The 16,933-nt window shown below is 69.3% G+C and carries 11 protein-coding genes and 3 pseudogenes; 4 read left to right on the top strand and 10 right to left on the bottom strand.

The genetic code is table 11. The features are described from left to right. The 3 genes and pseudogenes from ABT354_RS35960 to ABT354_RS35970 all read right to left on the bottom strand — a co-directional run. Positions 1–93: pseudogene (locus tag ABT354_RS35960) on the bottom strand (phosphotransferase); the annotation flags it as partial. A 52-nt stretch (positions 94–145) separates the two neighbouring features. Then, positions 146–361, bottom strand: a pseudogene (locus tag ABT354_RS35965) (transposase); the annotation flags it as partial. 24 nt (positions 362–385) lie between these two features. Next, entirely contained in the window at positions 386–1,735 is a 1,350-nt protein-coding gene (locus ABT354_RS35970; protein ID WP_351501833.1) for an ISL3 family transposase, read from the bottom strand. A 718-nt stretch (positions 1,736–2,453) separates the two neighbouring features. On the opposite strand from ABT354_RS35970, the gene ABT354_RS35975 reads away from it, so the two are divergent. Further along, positions 2,454–5,756, top strand: a complete 3,303-nt coding sequence (locus tag ABT354_RS35975) for a phage tail protein (protein WP_351501835.1) — start codon at positions 2,454–2,456, stop codon at positions 5,754–5,756. A gap of 21 nt (positions 5,757–5,777) precedes the next feature. After that, the gene (locus tag ABT354_RS35980; protein WP_351501838.1) at positions 5,778–6,422 is read left to right on the top strand and encodes a hypothetical protein; all 645 of its coding nucleotides are present in this window, start codon (positions 5,778–5,780) and stop codon (positions 6,420–6,422) included. A 371-nt stretch (positions 6,423–6,793) separates the two neighbouring features. Here ABT354_RS35980 and ABT354_RS35985 read toward each other — a convergent pair whose 3' ends face one another. The 5 genes from ABT354_RS35985 to ABT354_RS36005 form a co-directional block, all read right to left on the bottom strand. Beyond that, positions 6,794–7,294 (bottom strand): RES family NAD+ phosphorylase, encoded by a 501-nt coding sequence (locus ABT354_RS35985; RefSeq protein WP_351501840.1) that lies wholly within the window; start codon positions 7,292–7,294, stop codon positions 6,794–6,796. Positions 7,295–7,719: 425 nt separating this feature from the next. After that, positions 7,720–8,190 carry a hypothetical protein gene (locus ABT354_RS35990; protein WP_351501842.1) on the bottom strand — a complete coding sequence of 157 codons (471 nt, stop codon included), beginning with the start codon at positions 8,188–8,190 and terminating at the stop codon, positions 7,720–7,722. A 40-nt stretch (positions 8,191–8,230) separates the two neighbouring features. Beyond that, positions 8,231–9,673 carry an ISL3 family transposase gene (locus ABT354_RS35995; RefSeq protein ID WP_351501844.1) on the bottom strand — a complete coding sequence of 481 codons (1,443 nt, stop codon included), beginning with the start codon at positions 9,671–9,673 and terminating at the stop codon, positions 8,231–8,233. A 302-nt stretch (positions 9,674–9,975) separates the two neighbouring features. After that, complete coding sequence (locus ABT354_RS36000) at positions 9,976–10,719, bottom strand: DciA family protein (protein ID WP_351501846.1); 744 nt, start codon at positions 10,717–10,719, stop codon at positions 9,976–9,978. A gap of 31 nt (positions 10,720–10,750) precedes the next feature. Next, the gene (locus ABT354_RS36005; protein ID WP_351501890.1) at positions 10,751–11,167 is read right to left on the bottom strand and encodes a hypothetical protein; all 417 of its coding nucleotides are present in this window, start codon (positions 11,165–11,167) and stop codon (positions 10,751–10,753) included. A 40-nt stretch (positions 11,168–11,207) separates the two neighbouring features. On the opposite strand from ABT354_RS36005, the gene ABT354_RS36010 reads away from it, so the two are divergent. Further along, positions 11,208–11,801: a hypothetical protein gene (locus ABT354_RS36010; RefSeq protein ID WP_351501892.1), complete on the top strand. Its 594-nt coding sequence runs from the start codon at positions 11,208–11,210 to the stop codon at positions 11,799–11,801. Here ABT354_RS36010 and ABT354_RS36015 read toward each other — a convergent pair. Next, positions 11,705–11,902 (bottom strand): annotated as a pseudogene (locus ABT354_RS36015) (DciA family protein); the annotation flags it as partial. The gene ABT354_RS36010 and the pseudogene ABT354_RS36015 sit on opposite strands and share 97 nt — an antisense overlap. A gap of 164 nt (positions 11,903–12,066) precedes the next feature. Then, positions 12,067–14,697 carry a hypothetical protein gene (locus ABT354_RS36020; RefSeq protein ID WP_351501848.1) on the bottom strand — a complete coding sequence of 877 codons (2,631 nt, stop codon included), beginning with the start codon at positions 14,695–14,697 and terminating at the stop codon, positions 12,067–12,069. Between the two features lie 1,797 nt (positions 14,698–16,494). Here ABT354_RS36020 and ABT354_RS36025 point away from each other — a divergent pair. Continuing rightward, positions 16,495–16,902, top strand: coding sequence for a TIGR03668 family PPOX class F420-dependent oxidoreductase (locus tag ABT354_RS36025; RefSeq protein ID WP_351501850.1), 408 nt, complete (start codon positions 16,495–16,497; stop codon positions 16,900–16,902). Positions 16,903–16,933 lie beyond the last annotated feature (31 nt).

The raw sequence follows: 16,933 nt of genomic DNA on the forward strand, positions 1-16,933 counted from the left end.
GCACGTCTCGAAGTCGATGAACAGCGGGCCGTTCTCGGTGGTGAGCACATTGCCCGGATGCGGCTCACCGTGCAGCAGCTGTTCCGCGGCGCCCCATGTCAACGGTCATTTAGCTCTGGGTCTTCGGCGATTTCCGTGAAGGTGGTCAGTCCGAGAGGAGTATTCGCCGTCGCAGGAGTGCGAAGCTCGCGCGGCCGAAGGTCTGGCGTTTGAGCATCTTGTTCCGGTTCACGTGGCCTTCGACCGGCCCCGAGTTCCAGTGGAGTGTCAGGCCGGCGGTGACCGCGTCGAGGTCCTTGCGCAAGCCCAGGGCGAACGTGCGGAGCTCCTTGATGCCGGAGGCGTCCGCCCGGGTGAGCCATTGGGGAAGTCTGTGGCCGTGGCGCTACCGGAGGAGCGTGGCGAAGCTCCGGGCGATCCGGTTGATCTCGGCGAGGTGGTCGCAGCGCTCGCACAGTTCTTTGAGCTGCTGGCGGGCGGCCTCGCTCTGCCGCTCGGCCCGGCCGACGATCCACCGGACCACCTCGCGGACGGGTGGTGGCGGGGACGGCTTCATGGGTGAGAGCTCCTTCTCGGCGAGGCTGTTCAGAAATCGGCGGACGGTCTTGCGGCCGCCGGTGTAGCCACGGGCGGCGATCTCGTCGCGGAGCGTCTGAGCGTTGTTGCAGCCCTCGGCCCATCGCGCGGCGAGGTAGGGCATGTGGGGCGTCAGGGTGCTGCCCCGGCGTGGTCGGACGGTGATCAGTTCGTCCGCGGTGTCGGCGTGTGCGTAGCGGCGGACAGTCTTGCGGTCCAGCCCGGTCTGCTCGCTGATCGCGGTGATCGTCGCACCTCGTTCGTAGAGGGTGTGGATCTCGGTCCAGCGGGCGCGTATCCGCTGGTGAGCCGGGTTCTCCTCGCTATCGGAATCAGGAGAGGCTTCGGGTTCAGGGACGGTGCGTTCGGGCTTCGGCGGGGCCAGGCAGGCACGGAGGCGCCGGACGGCCTTCTCCACCGCGGTGGCGAGGTTGTCGAGCAGATGCCAGCGATCCGCGACCTGTGGAACACCGGGCAGTGCGCGTTCGGCGGCCTCGGCGAACGCGCCGCCGCGGTCGCGGCAGACCATCCGTACCCCCGGGTGCTCCCGCAACCAGGCAGCGAAGGTGTCCGCGGTGTGGTCCGGCAGCACATCGACGGGCCGGCGCGAGGCCACGTCGACCAGGATCGTCCCGAAGACCCGGCCGCGCCGCAGCGAGAACTCGTCCACACCCAGCACCTCCACCTTCGGCGGCGCGGGGACGACGAGCTGGTGGACCGCCCGCAGCAACGTCGACCCGCTCGTCGGGACGGCCATATGTGCGGTCAGCCGTCCGCCGGCCTGGCCGCCCAGTGCCAGCGCGACACGCTCCAGCAGCCGCTGCGCGGCTGGGGTGCGCCGTCCGTACCGGACCGTCAGACCGTCCACCTGCTCGGCGAACGTCTGCTTCCCGCATACGGCGTCGTCGCAGAAGAAGCGGCGGACACGCAGCTCGATGCCGACCGCGCGTCCGGCGACCGCGGTGTCGGCGAGGGTTCGCGCGTAGCGGCTGTGGACCCGCCCGGACGACGTGCCGCAGGCGGGACACACTCCGTCCGGCCCGGCACAACGCGCCCTGATCCGTAACGACGTCCCGACCACAGCGATCGCGTCGACCACGACCCGCGACAGGTGCGGAAACAGGACTCTCAACAGTTCAGCAGCTTGACCCCCGAGCACCCATGACCACTACCACACCATGATCATCTTCACGGAAATTGCCGAAGACCCTCCAGCCCGCCGTCGAATCCCCGCGGAGCCTGGCCAAGGCTCTGGAGGAGCCCAACCGCGACACGGTCACTGCCAAAGGCCGCTGCTCAAGTACCCCGAGCCGATCGTCGGCCACTTGATCTGAGCCCTCGCGCGCTGCTCCGGCGGGCGCTGGCGTGATGCTCCGGCGCCAGTGTGGTGACGCTGTGGTCACGCCGGTGCTGGCAGTGTGCGAGGAGCGGTATCCGCTCGGTCGCCGGTTTCTCCGCGGTGCCGACGTGTGGGGAATGAGGGGAGGCCGGGTCCGGTGGTGTCGCCGAAGTCTCCTGTACCGCGGCCACGGAAGGAGCCGGCTACGGCCGTCCCGGGTAATCGGGGGGAGTTATCGGGCCGCCCGGTGCGTGCGTCGGGTGGGCCGGTGTCGAATGCGGCTGTGGCGGCGGGCCTGTCGGGTCCGTCGGGGGCGCGTCGGCCCGTGCGTCCGGTGGGGCGTCCGCCGCGTGGGGCGCAGTCGGGGGTGGGGAACGGGGCGGTCGCGGAGGCGTTGACCCGGGAGCCGGCAGCGACGGGGGCCGGTCGCCCGTCGGCCGGATCGGGCGCTGCGGGTGGTTCGGTGCGGCGTCCGGGTCCGCATGCGGACCCGAAGTTTGTCGCCCTGAAGGGGGATGTGGGGCGGAAGAAGCGGGCGGTGGCGTCGTCGCATCCGTCGGCGCGGGTGGAGGCGGGTGCGGCGCAGGCGGCCGCGGTGCCGCCGAAGGACGATGCCGAGGCCCAGGGCAAGACCGTCAACGCGGAGCGGATGAACGAGGCCGAGCCCGGGACGTTCGACAAGGCGGCGTTCGTCGCGGCGGTGGAGAAAGCGATCACGGACCGCGCCCCCAAGAACCTTGACGACGCGGACAAGTTCGCCGACTCGGGCAAGGCCGAGGAGGTGAAGGCCGAGGTCCAGGGCAAGGTCGGCGAGGGGAAGGAAGCCTCCGCCGGAGAGATCACCGACACCACTGCGGCGCCGCCGGACACGTCGGCGGCGGTCGTGAAGGAGGTCACCCCGCTGGCGGCGGACCGCCCCCCGGGTGCCCCGGCCGCGCCGAATGCCGCCCATGCTGTCCCCGACCGTCTCCCGCCGTCCGCGACCGACCTCTCCGCCGGCCCGGCACGGGTCAGGCGTGACATGGCCGCGGCGCAGGTCACCGAGACGCAGCTCCGCAAGGGCAACGAGCCCGCGTTCACCAGCGCGCTGGGCCACAAGAAGAAGGCCGAGCAGCATTCGGCGTCGGCGCCGGGGCGGATGCGCAGGCATGAGGCGGGCGAGCTGGGCGCGGCGACCGCGCAGGCCGGTGCCCTGGGTTCCGGGGCGATGGCGGGGATGGCCGGGGCGCGGGTGGCGACCGGTCAGCAGGTCGGGGCCGGGAAGACCGGGGCGAAGACCCGGGACGAGGAGCAGCGCGCGCAGGTCACCGCCAGGCTCCAGACGGTGTTCGACGGCATGAAGAAGGACGTCGAGGCCATCCTCACCGGCCTGGATACGAAGGTGGACGAGCGGTTCACGCGGGAGGAGAAGGCTGCGCGGGACGCTCTCACCGCCGAGCACAAGCGGGAGATGGCCGCCTACAAGCGCCGCCGCTACCCCCCGAACCCCGCGGGTTTCGCCCGCTGGGGCAGGGATCTGTTCAAGGGTCTGCCGCCGGAGGCGGACAAGATCTTCGACACCGCCCGCCGGAACTACATCCGGCGGATGAAGGAGGTCATCGCCGGGATCGCGGATCTGATCGCCGCCGAACTCGGCCTGGCGAAGAAGCGGATCAGGGAGGGGCGTTCCGAGCTTCAGGCGGAGGTGAAGCGGCTGCCGGTGGGGTTGCGGGCGATCGGCCGGCAGGCGGCCGCCGACTTCCAGGGCCGGTTCGAGGACCTGGCCCGGTCGGTGGACGACAAGGGCACCGAACTCGTCGACACCCTCGCCTCCAAGTACACCGACGCTTTGAAGGCCGTGGACAGTGAGATCGCGGCGGCGAAGGAGAAGAACAAGGGCCTGGTCGACAAGGCGAAGGACGCGATCACCGGCGCCATCAACACCATCAACGAACTCCGTAAACTCCTGATGGGGGTGCTGGCGAAGGCCGGCACCGCGATCATGCTCATCCTCAAGGACCCCATCGGCTTCCTCAGGAATCTGGTCACCGGGGTCGGCGCCGGCCTGAAACTCTTCCTCAAGAACATCAAGAACCACCTTCAGCAGGGCATCATGGGCTGGCTGCTGGGCCAGACCGCATCGGCCGGGCTCCAGCTCCCCGCCCGCTTCGACACCCGCGGCGTGTTCACCATGCTCGCCTCGCTGCTGGGACTGTCCTGGGCGAACATCCGCGCCCGGCTCACCCGCCGCGTCCCCGAGGAGGCCGTCGCGGCGGCCGAGACCGCGCTCCCCGTCGTCGCGGACGTGCGACGGCGGGGTGTCGCCGCGCTCTGGGACGACGTCCGCAACAAGGTCGGCGACCTGCGCAAGACCCTCCTCGACAAGGTCATCGCCTACGCCACCCCCACCATCGTCACCGCGGGGATCATGTGGATCCTCTCCCTCCTCAACCCCGCCTCCGCGTTCGTCCGCGCGATGAAACTCATCATCGACGTCATCACCTTCGTCGTCACCCGGGCCCGCCAGATCATCGACTTCGTCAACGCCGTCCTCGACTCCGTCATCGCCATCGCCCGCGGCGCCACCGGAGCCGTCCCCGCCCTCATCGAACGCGCCCTCGCCCGCGCCATCCCCGTCCTCCTCGCCTTCCTCGCCGCCCTCATCGGCATCGGAGGCATCACCAACCGCATCCGCCAGATCGTCCAGACCATGTCCCGACCCGTCAACCGCCTCATCGACGGCGTGATTGACAGGATCAGCGTTCTGGCCGGGAGACTCCGGTTCGGACGCGGGTCGAAATTCGACAAGAAATTGATCACGAAGAAGACCGGCGGGGGACGGAGGGATGCCAAAAATCTTACCGACAGGCGCGAAGAGGGACGCATCAAACTAGATGCCGCCCTTGCCGAGGCGCAGGGTCTGCTCACGTCGAGAAAAACGCGTTTCGAAATTTACTCGGCGCTACCAGCAATCCGCCAGAAGCATGGCCTCAAGCGAATCGATCTTGTGGTCGTTCGGCGTCGCGGCGGGCACGACGCATATATTGAAGGATCAATCAATCCGACGGGCCGGACACGGATTTATGCATTGGATCCGGATGATGGTGAGTCAATCAAGCTTCGGCATGTGGAAGACAAGAAGGATCAGTTGCTCCTTCTGGTAGACGCGTCCATCAAAGAGGCCAAGAAGTCAGCTTCTACAACATCTGCGGTTCCGATACTTGGAGACGTTCGAACAGCAGTGGACCGGGTGATGCCTCACTTGCTGCGTACGATTCCTCATTTCCGGGATGCCTTCGCACGTCTCAAGCAGCAGGAGGCACATCTGGCGACGATCGGCCGCAAGTATGGATTGTGGCCACTGGGTCGGATTGCCGCGCATACATCAAATGATGTCGCGGCGGGTGAGCTCATGCAGGATTTCCGCGGCTCCAATCGGATTCGCAGTCGTTACTACAAGGGATTTAACAGCGCCGTGAAAAATGCCTGGAAAGATGATCAGATGAAGCGGCTCGCCGCCGCCGCACGCAGCCCGGCGCACGCACTGGATCCGCTCGTTGTTTCGTTCAAGCGCCAGGGAATGAGTCTTGACAGCCTCTATCTGTGCGTGGAGAAGGGGCATGTAGTCGATGCGAGCGACCCTATCACCGCGCCGGAGATCGACCACATAGTACCGGTTTCGGAGCACTGGAACACGGGCCACAACGGGAGCACCGGCAGCAACACCGATCAGCAGACCAGAAAGGACTGGTACAACTTCAAGGGCAACCTGCGCGTAATCTCCGCTCAAGCCAACGAGGAGAAGGGTGGCATCCGTTACACGGTACGTGTCGGACCTGACTTCCGGGGGCCGAACGACTGAAAGACATGAGAGAGGGTGAAGATGGCCGAACGCGCTGCACAGTACGCTTTGTGGCATCCACGATATGTCAGGGACGGCGACTGGCTGACCTGCCTGGTGGATGTGGCACCACTGACCGACGCACTTCTCAGCGGCGGAGATCAGGAGCTCTTCGGGCATTTTGCACAAGAACTCGGCATGGGTTCCTCGCCCGTGGCCGATTGGTCGATGGATTCATTCAATACTCCCTTCTACTCCTATGAAATCGACGCGGATGAGTTCGGCGACTGGATGACGCCTGCGTGGCGAGTTCGTCTGACTGTCGAGAACCGGTCCGGAGCAGTCCCCGCCGAGCCTGCCAGTCCCGTTCTTGCATGGGGCTATGACAAGTCGTGGTTCCCGCACCGTGCTCCGTGGGACTGGAACGCGCATGACACCGTGGTGATCGCTCTGAACGGGCCCGAACCGGACCTCGATTTCCTCAAGGGCCTCAAACAAACGACGGACGTCGAAGTGAACTTCTACCGACGACCGAAGTTCAATGTCAGTCAGGTTCGCATCGGAATCGGCCGGGTGCTATTGCCTGATGAGAGCGATACCGTATTCGATGTCGTCACTGCATGCCACCGCCAGGCCATGATCGTGCACGCGGACATGTCGAGGGGCCTTCTGGAACAGTCCTCCTGAGTTCTTCGCGTAGCCATCAGGAACTGACAGGCCGTGATGGGCAGAGCAGACCTCGGGGATACGGATCAACAGAAGGGTGCCCTTGTCCCTGCCTACCTCGCGCCGTACGGTGCGGCGCCGGCCGTCTTGGACCGACGCCCTCTCGCCAAGGCAGCGGGCTCACCGGTCCGTCGCCGGTGTCGAGTACGTCTCGCAGCGGTGTCGCGGCCACGTCGTGGAGACGGACAGCCGTCTCCACGACGTGGGTGACATCCGGTACGCCGCGACCGTGAGCAGGAACGCGGCGTCGGGATCGCTCTCACGGGCCCCGGGCCGGGCTGCGGGGTCGCGACCAGCGACGGCCAGCCTCGTTCCCGGCGGCCGGGTGCGTTTCAGCTCCGTCGCGGGAAGGTGATCTCGGCCCGCAGCGGCGCGAGGAGCCGGTTGGCCTCCGCTGCTCCCGTAGCAGACCCGAGGTCGCCGATGCCACCGTCGGGGTCGCTCTCCAGCGGCTTGCCGTCGTCGAACCGGTCGTGGAAGAGCACCAGGGCGAGCCGGGGGCGGTTGCGCCGGGACTGCCAGATCAGACCCATGGCGTCGGAGGCCTGGGCCCGGATCTCGCTCGCCCAGCGACGCGCCTGGGGATAGTTGCGCTCGTCCTCCAGGAGGGTCGAGTCCTGGCAGACGGCCGCGAGGTCCGCCTCGTCGACGAGCGAGACGAGAGTGAGGTCGCGCCGGGGGCGCACCACGCTGAGCGAGCGGCCGTGGACGGCGGCGTAGGGAATCAGCCGCATGCCGCTCTCCGCGGCGAAGGGCCGGGAACGCAGTACGCTCTCCGCGAGGGCCGTCGTCGGGTCGTACGCCAGGTACAGCACCTGATAGGGGTCGAGCACGCTACCGCCGAAGCGATTGCCAGCTCCGATGTCGCCGCAGGTGCTGAAGAGGTCGTTCAGACGGGTTGAACCCTTCGGGCGGATACCTGGACTTGTGCACCCGCCACAGCTCGGTACCCGCCGGGACGCGCCGGATGTTGGGCCGCAGCTCCAGCGAGGTCATCGGGAAGAAGTCGGCCATCACTCCCCCTCTACCAGTGCGGTGGCGGCATCCACGAACCTGCGGTCGGGCAGCTGCCTGAGGAGCGCGGCGGGAGGTCCGCCCAGCCAGCTGTTCCCGCTCAGCCACCAGGCGGCGGCGCCCCAGGGGTCGACGTCCGCGAGGAGCAGTCGGTTGACCTTCAGGACGACCTGGTGCGGGTCGCCGCTGGCGGCGAACTGGAACGCGGGATAGCGGTCCGCTCCCTGGGAGTCGGCGAGTCCGATCAGTTCGGGGGTGGCGTGCCACAGCGTGCCCGTACCTCCTCAAGAGTGAGGGCGGGCGCGCTCAGCAACTGCTCCCGCGCTGCCGCACCGCCCCCGTCGGGGGCCGGGGGCCTTGTCGGTGGTGACGGCTCCGTCAGCCGGGCCATCAGCATCCTGGCGTCCGCCACCGCCGAGGCGCCGGGCGGAGGCGCCACCAGGCGTACGGAGTCCAGTGCGGCACGCACCGGATGGCCGAGCGGCAGCGGCAGCAGCACCAGACGGACACCCTGGAGCGCCCGGCGCACGGCCCGGTCGTCGTCGGGCGGGGCGTCGGTCAGCCCGCGCAGCCGAAGGAGGAGCAGCGCGAACTGGTCCTCGTCGAGCGCCGCCCGGACGCTGTCGTGGTGCTCGGCGACCAGCCGCAGCAGCCGCTCGGTGCCCGCCCCGTCGCCCCTGTGCGGATCGTCGTCGACTGTCGGTCCCTGGCGCATGGGGTCGCTCCCTTTCGTGGTCGTCGCCAACCGGACGTGTTCAGTGGTGCCGGTCTCGTCCAGGGGCTGCGGATGTCCCTGGTGGAGGAAGGCGGCCCAGATCGCCGGGGGCTCTGGTCCACTTTTTGTGGAGCGGTGACGTTCGGTTACGCCAGTAGGACTCGCGGGGGAGTTCGAATCCTGCGCGGCCGAACATCTGGCGCTTGAGCATCTTGATCCGGTTGACATGTCCTTCGACGACTCCGGAGTTCCACTGCTGGGAGAGGCCGGCAGTGACGGCGTCGAGGTCGCGTTCGAGGTGCCGGGCGAACGACTGAAGGCCGGGCAGGTTGGCCGTGCTGGCGGCTTCGATCCATTCGGGCAGCCGGTGGCCTTCGAGCTGGGTAAGCATGCGGGCGAATGAGCGCACGTGTCCGGCCAGGACATCAAGTTCGGGGCACGTGGCCAGGACAGTCTTGAGCTGGATCTGGTCAGGTTCCTGCAGAGCATCGGGGTGGGTGAGGATCCATCGGGTGACGGTGCGGGCCGTCGGCGGCCGTGGACCGACGGGTCGCGGACTGCCCCGCAGCACGGTGCGGCGGTTTTGCCACTGTCCGGTGAACAGGGCCTCATGTGTGGCCGCGCGGGCGAATCGCAGAACGGTGCTCTGGCCCATACCGAGTTGTCGAGCGATGGACCGCTTGCTGTGCCCGGCGGCCAGGAGGGCGTGGATGGTCGCGTGCTTGGCGCGGGTGCGTTCGGCGAACCGGTGGCCCGTCGGCCAGGGCGACAGCCCGGTCGGCTCCGCTGCTTCCTGTTGCCCGGCACCGGTAGGCGGGGCAGGTCGGAGACAGCCACGGTGCTGGTAGACGCACTTCTCGGCGGCTTCGCCCAGGTTGTGCCAGAGGTGCCACCGGTCGGCGATCTGGAGGGCCTGCGGGGCTCTGCGGGTGGCGCCTTCGGTAAAGAAGGGAGCGCGGTCGCGGCAGATGATCTCGATTCCGGGTCGTTTGGCGAGCCAGGCCGCGAGCGTGTCCGCCTCCCGGTCCGGCAGGAGGTCGATCGGGCGATGTGTCTCCACATCGACGAGCACAGAGTGTTGCGGCTGACGGGCGCTTCGAAGACGTCCCCGGCCCGCAAGCGCGAGGCCGACCGAGACCAGTGTCGATCGCAACCGCTCGGTCCGCCTGCCGAACCGGCGGGTGAGCCCCGGAACCTGCTCGGCGAAGGTCCTGCGTGAGCAGGATTCCTCCGCGCAGACAAACCGGCGGACCCCTAAGGACACCACGACGAACTTGTCAGCCGCAGGCAGATCACGAGGAAACCGCAGGTAGGAACCGTGTATGCGGCTCGACCAGCATCCACAGGCTGGGCAGGTCGCCTGCTGTTCGGTCGTCCGGGCGGCGACCCGGACAACCGTGTCGGTCACCTCGACCGACACCACGGACACACCAGTCACCGAGGAGAACAGCAGCTCATCCAGCTGCGACAGTACTTTGTTCACAGCGAAGGACTGTCGACCACCTCGCATTCCAGCCGGGTGATTTTCGGGCGTCCTCAACCGGCGTCGCATGAAGATCAACAGTCACGCTGCGTACGCAACCACAAGAAGTGGACCAGAGCCGCTTCTCACCTACGTAGCCAGTCTGCCGCTCCACCGCTGCCGCGATGCCCGAATCCACCCGGTAGGGCGCTGCGCCTCGATCGCACGGCGGTACCCCTCCGGCGGCGTCCGGCGCTCCCCCGCCACAACGGGCACGGCCGACTGCAAGACCGAGTCCGCGGTCACCGTGCCGCGGCTGGCCTTCAGCGGCGCGGGCGCCAGGACGTACAGGGCGCGGATGTTCGCGTTCGGCACCCGCTCGCTGGCGACGGGTGGATCGGCTTGGCGCGCTCCGAGCGGAGCTTCGTGCCGACGGCCGGGGCGTCGGGGACGAGGTCCAGGCGGCCGGTGTCCACGTCGAACGCAAAGGCCTGCACGCGCCCGGCGCGTTCGGGCACGGCCGCAGTGAGGATGGCGTCGAAGTCGGCGAGGACGGTGCCGCCGACGGCCGGGGTGACCAGGCCGCGCTCGGTCATCATCCTGCCGTTCGCCGCACCGAGTCCGAGCGCCTCACGGCCGTCACGCCGTACGACGGTGGTGATGCGATGCTTCGGCTTCCTGGTGATGGCGCCGCTCCTCTTCGCCGCTTCCCGGGCCGCGGTCAGGGCCTGGCGGGCGAGGTCGACCCCGCTCAGCTCGCTCATGCGGTCACCGCCCCGGTGGTGGTGTCGCCGTCCAGAGGACGTACGGGCGAGGCCAGGCAGCCGGTCCGCCCACGAAGCGGCCGCGATCTGCTCGGTGCGGTCGGCGGACCGCTCGCGCAACTGCTCCAGTCGCGCCGCGAGCAGGTACTCGGCAGCGCGCTCTCGGGCGGTGTCAGCGGCCTTCGTCGCGGCGGCGACGGCGTCCGTCGTCAGCCGTGCACCGGGCAGAGGTGCCGGGGCGTGCGGCGGCTTCTTTACGCCGTAAAGAGGGATCTCCTTCAGCGCACCGTGTCCACTGGACACACCCCGGCGCCCCTCGCCACGCGCTTGGTGCTCAAGGCCAGTGGAGAGCGAGGTCGCCGGTCAGCCGCACTGATCCCTCGAAATGGTTGCGGTGAATGATCTCGATGAGCTCGGCAGCGTCCATGACATCCGGCTCCTCATGGTTCCTGCGGGCGTCCTGCGCCAACTCCTCGTTCCAGGAGGCCAGGTACTCGTCCATCGTCCAGATACGCCCCGAAGGGTGAGCGGAGTCCACGACGGTGAACTGCCCCGCCCGCAGCAACTTCTCCAGCTCCAGGTCCGCCTTCTGCAGAGGGGCCTCGTAGATCTGCTCCAGTTCCGATGCCCGTTGCGCCCCCAGCTCCCGCACGATCTCCTCCGGCCGGCAAGCAACGTAATGGGGGTATCGGACCTGGAAGCTGCGCTGCTTGGCCTGCCGCCGACGCGTGGCGGACTTCTTCTTCGACACCGGTGGTCTCCTTCCGCGCCATGGGGCGCCAGGTGTTCTGGTGAAACAACGCATTGATCCGAAGCCAGTCACCTCGGTCAGTCTGTCACGCCGTCTGCCCCAGGCGCTGTGGCTCCGTCCGGCGGCCGGCCTTCTCCTCGCGGGCCCGGCGCAGCGCGGCGGCCTCGATCGCCGCGGCCTGGCGGCGCCGCTCTGCACGGGCCTGGTCGATCGGCGCCGGCGCATCGTCCGCGACGACGTCGGGCTCGGGGAACGCCCGGCGCGACAGCTCCCGCATCGACGCGGCCTGCTGCTCCACCACCTCCGCGATGGCCGGGTCCGCCAGGGACGGCCGGACAACCTGCCGGTGCGCCTCGATCGCGCGGCGGTATCCCTCGGGCGGATCCGGCGCTCCACCAAGGCGGCGGGCACCGTCGGCTGCGGGGCCGGGATGGCGGCCGCCGTGCTGCGGCCGCCCTTCACGGGCGCGGGCGCCAGGACGTGGACGGCGCGGACGATCGCACCCTGCACCCGCTCGTTGGCCGCCGCGATCAGCTTCGGTGCGTTCCAGCGCAGCTGCGTGCCGTACGCGGGAGCATCGGGGGCAACGTCCAGGCGGCCGGTGTCCGCGTCGAAGCCCACGGCCTGGACGTGACCGGCGAGTTCGGGCGCGGCCGCGGCGAGGATGTCGTCGAACCGGGCGAGGACGCTGCCGCCGGCGGCCGGGGCAGCCATGCCCCGCTCGGTCATCATCATGCCGATCGCCGCACCGAGCCCGAGCGGCTCACGGCCGTCACGGCGTACGGCGGTACCGGTGCGCCGCTTCGGCTTCTTCGCCTGGGCGCCGCCGTTCTTCTTTGCCGCCTCCCTGGCTGCGATCAGCGCCTGGCGCGCGAGGTCGACCCCGCTCGGCTCGGTGCTCACGCGATCACCGCCCCGGCCGTACCGCCATCCAGCGAACGCGCGGCGAGCTCGGGCAGCCGCTCCGCCCACGGCGCGGCCGCGGCCGTCTCGGTGCGGGCGGTGGACTGGTCGCGCAGCTGCTCCAGCCGCACCGCGAGAAGGTGCTCGGCCACGCGCTCCCGGGCGGTGTCGGCGGCCTTCGTCGCGGCGGCGACGGCGTCCGCGCCGGTCGGGTTGCGCCGGAACCAGGGGCGGCCCTGCTCGGACCGGTACGCCCGCCCGGCTTCGGCTTCGGCCTTCTGGGTACGGCGCAGCATCTCCAGGGCGGTCTCCCGGTATGCGCCGACGGCCTGCTGCGTGGCCTGGAAGACGGTGAACGCGTACGCGTCCTCGGCGGCCTGTGGATCGGCCTCGAGGGTGGTTACGTCGGTGATCTGCAGGAATTCCTGCCACGCGGCGGTGCTCCTGTCACCGATGGCCGTCCGGGCCTGAGTGGCGGCGGCCGCGATGCTGTCGGGGTCGCTCAGGTCGGCGGACCCGGCCGCCGCGAGGAGACCGGCCTCCACGGCCAGGGTCTCGGTCTGACGGCGGTGGTCGCACGCCTCGCACAGTCCGGCCGCCCGGCCCCGTCCGCAGTCCTGGCACGCCAGCGCCTGCCGGACCACGTCGGCGGCGGCTGCGGCCTGGCGCTCGCGCTCCCGCTGCTCAGCGGTGGCCGCACGGGCCGCATCCCGGCGGGCCTGCTGCTCGCGGGCCTGTTCGCGGCGCCACACGAAGTCCTCGGCCTCCAGCGCGGCGTACTCACGCAGACGGGCCTCGACAGCCTGCGGGCGGGCCTCGTCACCGAGACCGGGCTGCTCCCGGTCGACGTCGGCCGCGGCCCAGGTCCGCCAGCTGCGGCGGATGTGGATGACGTTGGCGCAGTTCTCGCAGTCCGCGCGGGTGTCGAGCCGGATCCCGTCGTCGCACTTGCGGTGCGAGCACGCCTGCCGCTGGGGCAGCCCCCGCCGGATCAGCCACGGGAACGGCTTGTCGACCAACGCCTCGCCACCAGTCTCCCGCAGACGGTCGGTGAGCCGGTCGGCCAGCAGCCGCGGCGCACCCTCCGGCGCCACGCCCAGGCCCGCCAGCTGCCCCAGCTCCGTCTTCGCGGCGGCCTCCACCTGGTCCTGCTGCCACCCGTTCAGCAGCTTCCACAGCCACCAAACCGGCCCCAGCGCCACCCGCAGACGAAGATCAGCCGGAAGGGCCAGCCGCCTCTGCCGCTGCGCTGTTTCCCACCCTCCGGCCTTCGGCCGGCCACCGGCACCAGCCCCGGCAGCGCGCTCACCATGCCGTTCGTCGACCGGGGACTCCTTCGGCTTTTCCCCGCGCAGCGGGCCGACCGCGACCACCGGTGAGGAGCGCCCGGTAACGGCGCTCTCGCCGTCGGCGGCCCGGTCTTCGCCCGCGCACACGCGTCCCGGCCGACGGCCTCCACCCCCACGGCCTTCGCCGGAAAAACCACCAGAGAGCGAGAGAGAACCACCAGGAGTAACCACAGAAGCGTGGTCTGCGTGGAGCTCTGCACCATCAGGACGCTCCCGGTCCGCCGCGTTCCCGGGGTCCTTGGTGCCGCCGATCCCAGGCGTACCAAGGGCACTAGCCGCAGCGGCCGGGGCATGATCTCCGCACGCACCATCAGGACGCGCCGAAAACACCGATCCAGGCCCCGAAACAGCCTCCGCGGAGGCCACGGTGCGGCCGTACGCACGGGCCACCGGCAGCAGCATGACCCGGCCCCGGCCGCGCATCCGCGTCGACGTCGCCCGGTGCTCCCGCGCCACAACCCCCGCTTCCGTCAACCTGGCCAGCACCTTCCGGGCCCCCGACGGCGAGCAGCCCAGCAGCCGGGCCAGCGTCGCCGCCCCGCGTCCCTCGCGCTTCTTCACCGAGCCGCCGACCAGCTGCAGCCAGCCCGACGCCCGCGTGTTCAGCACCATCAGCAGCAGCCCGAGCCGGTCGGTCGCCGCGCCCTTGCCCGTGCGGCCGGCCAGCAGCCCCGGCGGCGTCGGCTCCTTGTCCTCCGGCGTCCAGCCGGGACCGAACAGCGCCTCGAGCAGGTGCAACAGCGTCGCCAGCTCCGCCTTCGTCAGCGCCAGCGGGTGTCCTGCTCCCCCGTTCTTGCGGGCGTTCCACAGCGGCATGACCAGGCAGTCCAGCCCGGTCACGTGCCCCTTCCCGTTCGACTTCACCTTCGTGTGCAGCGCGTCCGTGCCGCGCAGCACCGGCAGCACCTTGTGGTGGACCGTGGACTCCTTCATGCCCAGCCAGCGGCCCAGCTCCGCGCCCCAGATCGAGGTCTGGTTGTCGTCCTTCTCGCCCTTGGGCGCCCGCGACTTCGCGTACAGCACGACCGCGGCCAGCTTCGGCGCGTCCTTCAGCCCGGCGATCGACGGGTCCGCCAGCAGCGCCTGGACCGCATCCCGCAGCCGCAGCCGCATCCTCCGCCCAAGACGCAGCGGGTCCTCCGGGCCCTCCGGGCTCGGCTTCCCGGAGGCCGGCACCGACCGCAGCGCGGTCCGCTGCCCGGGAAGCACAGGGGCCCCGTCGACGAAGTCGTCGAAGAGCTGGTCCAGCTCGGCGGCCGGTGCCGCCAGGGCGCTCACCGGCCCATCCGGAGGTACGAGAAAGAGATCATCCAGGCAGCCTCGCGCGGACTGCCTGTGGACAACGGCCGGACTTCCACCGCTCCCGCACGGCGGGCAACAACCTCGGATCGCGTCCCGCCCCACGGGAAGCGGCCCTGGCGGATACTGCCGGCGGCGGCGTTTTTGCCGAACTCCCCGCGGAGATCCATCCCGGCAGCCCGCGTGGCCTGGCCTGTGGACAGAGACGGCGGATCCGCTAGGTGGGCAGCACGGCACGCGTCCCCCGGCCAGCGGGAAACGAGATTGGGAGGCGGCCCGCAGAGCGGGACGCGGTCGACAGGGGACCAGGTAGAGAACGGGGTCTTCACGTGCTCTATAGGTGTGAAAAATCGCTGCGGTGTGACACTCCGCCCCGAAAACTTTTGATCACGGAGCACGCGGGCTCCGGATTCAGAGGCAGAGGCCCCCGGAGGGCGGTGCCAGGGTGTGGCAGCGGACACGGCGTACGGAGCCGAGGGACGGCGACACAGTGCGGTCGACCGGCGCCTGGAGCAGCGGGTTCCGTGCGTGAAAGCGGCGTGCGCGACGCTGACGCGAGCACGGCCGGACGCCGAGAAGGAGGGGGGTGTTGGGGGCATGGCGGCACCTTGCGGTACCGGGGGGTTAGCCGCGCAAGTGCTCGCCATGCCCGGTCCCGGGGTGCGGGCGGGGAGCGCGGAAATTCTGGTTCCGGTCCCGTGCGGTGGGATCGGCTGGCTTTTAGCGGAGGGGGTGCCCGCCGAAGGGCCGGCCGGGAGCGTGCTGCTCGACGGTGCGGCACCCGGTGCCGTGAGACGCCTACCTCGAGAGGAGGAAAGGTGGATTTCCTCGCTAATACTTCCAAATGGGATGCGCTGGAGTCGACGTCGAGTGCGGATTTGTGGGAAACGGGGATGGCTGCGCTGGAAAAGGGCGCGATGGTGCGGCACACTGGCTCCTGTCGTGGGGCAGCGCCGCATGGCATGACGAAGCCCCTCGTGGGCTTCGGTTCTGGGGAGAACCTAAAGATCGAACCGCTCGATCCGGTTGGCGCCGGTCGAGCAATCCCTTCAGGAGGCCGACAGCCTCTTGGTGGCAGAGGGGACGCTGAGCCCGAAGTGTTGGCGCACTTCGTAGAGCTAGCGCCCCGGCGGCGAGAGCCTCGCTAATGCGGGCGCCGCATCAGATTCCTACGACGTCGTCGCCTCCACTGGAGAGGCATGTCCGAGGGCGTGCGTGGGCAGCACGAACACCCCACCGAAGGGCCAGCCGGCGCGCGAGCGCGTGCTGGCACCACGGCGGGGTGCAAGGAGACTGCTGCTGGGTACGGGTACCCTGATCACGCGTCGCCATCCTTCGCTGAAAGGGTGTGCGGCAGGTCCGAAGACTCCTCTCACAAAGTCTCCGGGCCACGTGGCCCCTCTCGCCTTGTCTAAGGGCGGTTGATGGGGCCACAGCTCTATGGTCAGTGACGCTGGAGATCAGCCTACCCCTCCCGTAAGCGCGAAGATGGCCCCTTGATGACGTGTCGTCACTGCTGCTCTGGCGCCCCGGGCCGGCGGCGGGGGAAGAGGTGTCGACGAGCATGCAGGCGGCTGCAGGGGTGGAAGGTGCCCTCCTTGCCCTTCCATATCTCTTCTATCCGCAGATGCGTTTCCCCGTTCGGGCCTCGATTTGTGCGTGACGGCCTGGGGGTGCCTTGAGTGCCAGGTTGCATACCCAAGTTGAGTGTGATCGTAGACGCGTCAAACCGGACAGGCAAGCCGTTCGGCTAGGCGGGGCAGATACGGTCCCGTCATGAGGGAAGAAGAATTCCGGCTCCGGTTCGCAGGGGCGCGGGTCCTCCGGCTGGCCACGGCTGACGCGGCCGGCACGCCGCACGTGGTCCCAGCGACGTTCGTCGTTCTGGGTGACATCGTCGCGATCGCCGTGGATCACAAGCCGAAGCGCAGCAGCAATCTGAAGCGCCTAAGGAACATTCGAGAGAACCCCGCAGTATCGGTGCTTGTGGATCACTTCGACGACGACTGGAGTCGGCTGTGGTGGGTCCGCGGGGATGGGGTCGGCCAGGTGGTCGACAACGAACCGGCTCGGCTGCTTGTCGATGCTTTGGTAGACAAGTACGAGCAGTACCGCAGTGTTCGCCCGGCTGGCCCTGTCATCGAGATTCAGGTAAACCGCTGGTCAGGGTGGGGTGTGGTATGAGAGGTGGACAAGTCTCCCCGGGGCGAGGCTA

Source organism: Streptomyces sp. NPDC000594, assembly GCF_040299965.1.
Classification (GTDB): Bacteria; Actinomycetota; Actinomycetes; order Streptomycetales; family Streptomycetaceae; genus Streptomyces.

What these genes read in the sequence shown, in the direction of transcription:
- ABT354_RS35990 (WP_351501842.1), bottom strand. Translation starts at nt 8,190, where the DNA reads ATGCGCCAGGGACCGACAGTCGACGACGATCCGCACAGGGGCGACGGG.
- ABT354_RS35980 (WP_351501838.1), top strand. Translation starts at nt 5,778, where the DNA reads ATGGCCGAACGCGCTGCACAGTACGCTTTGTGGCATCCACGATATGTC.
- ABT354_RS36025 (WP_351501850.1), top strand. Translation starts at nt 16,495, where the DNA reads ATGAGGGAAGAAGAATTCCGGCTCCGGTTCGCAGGGGCGCGGGTCCTC.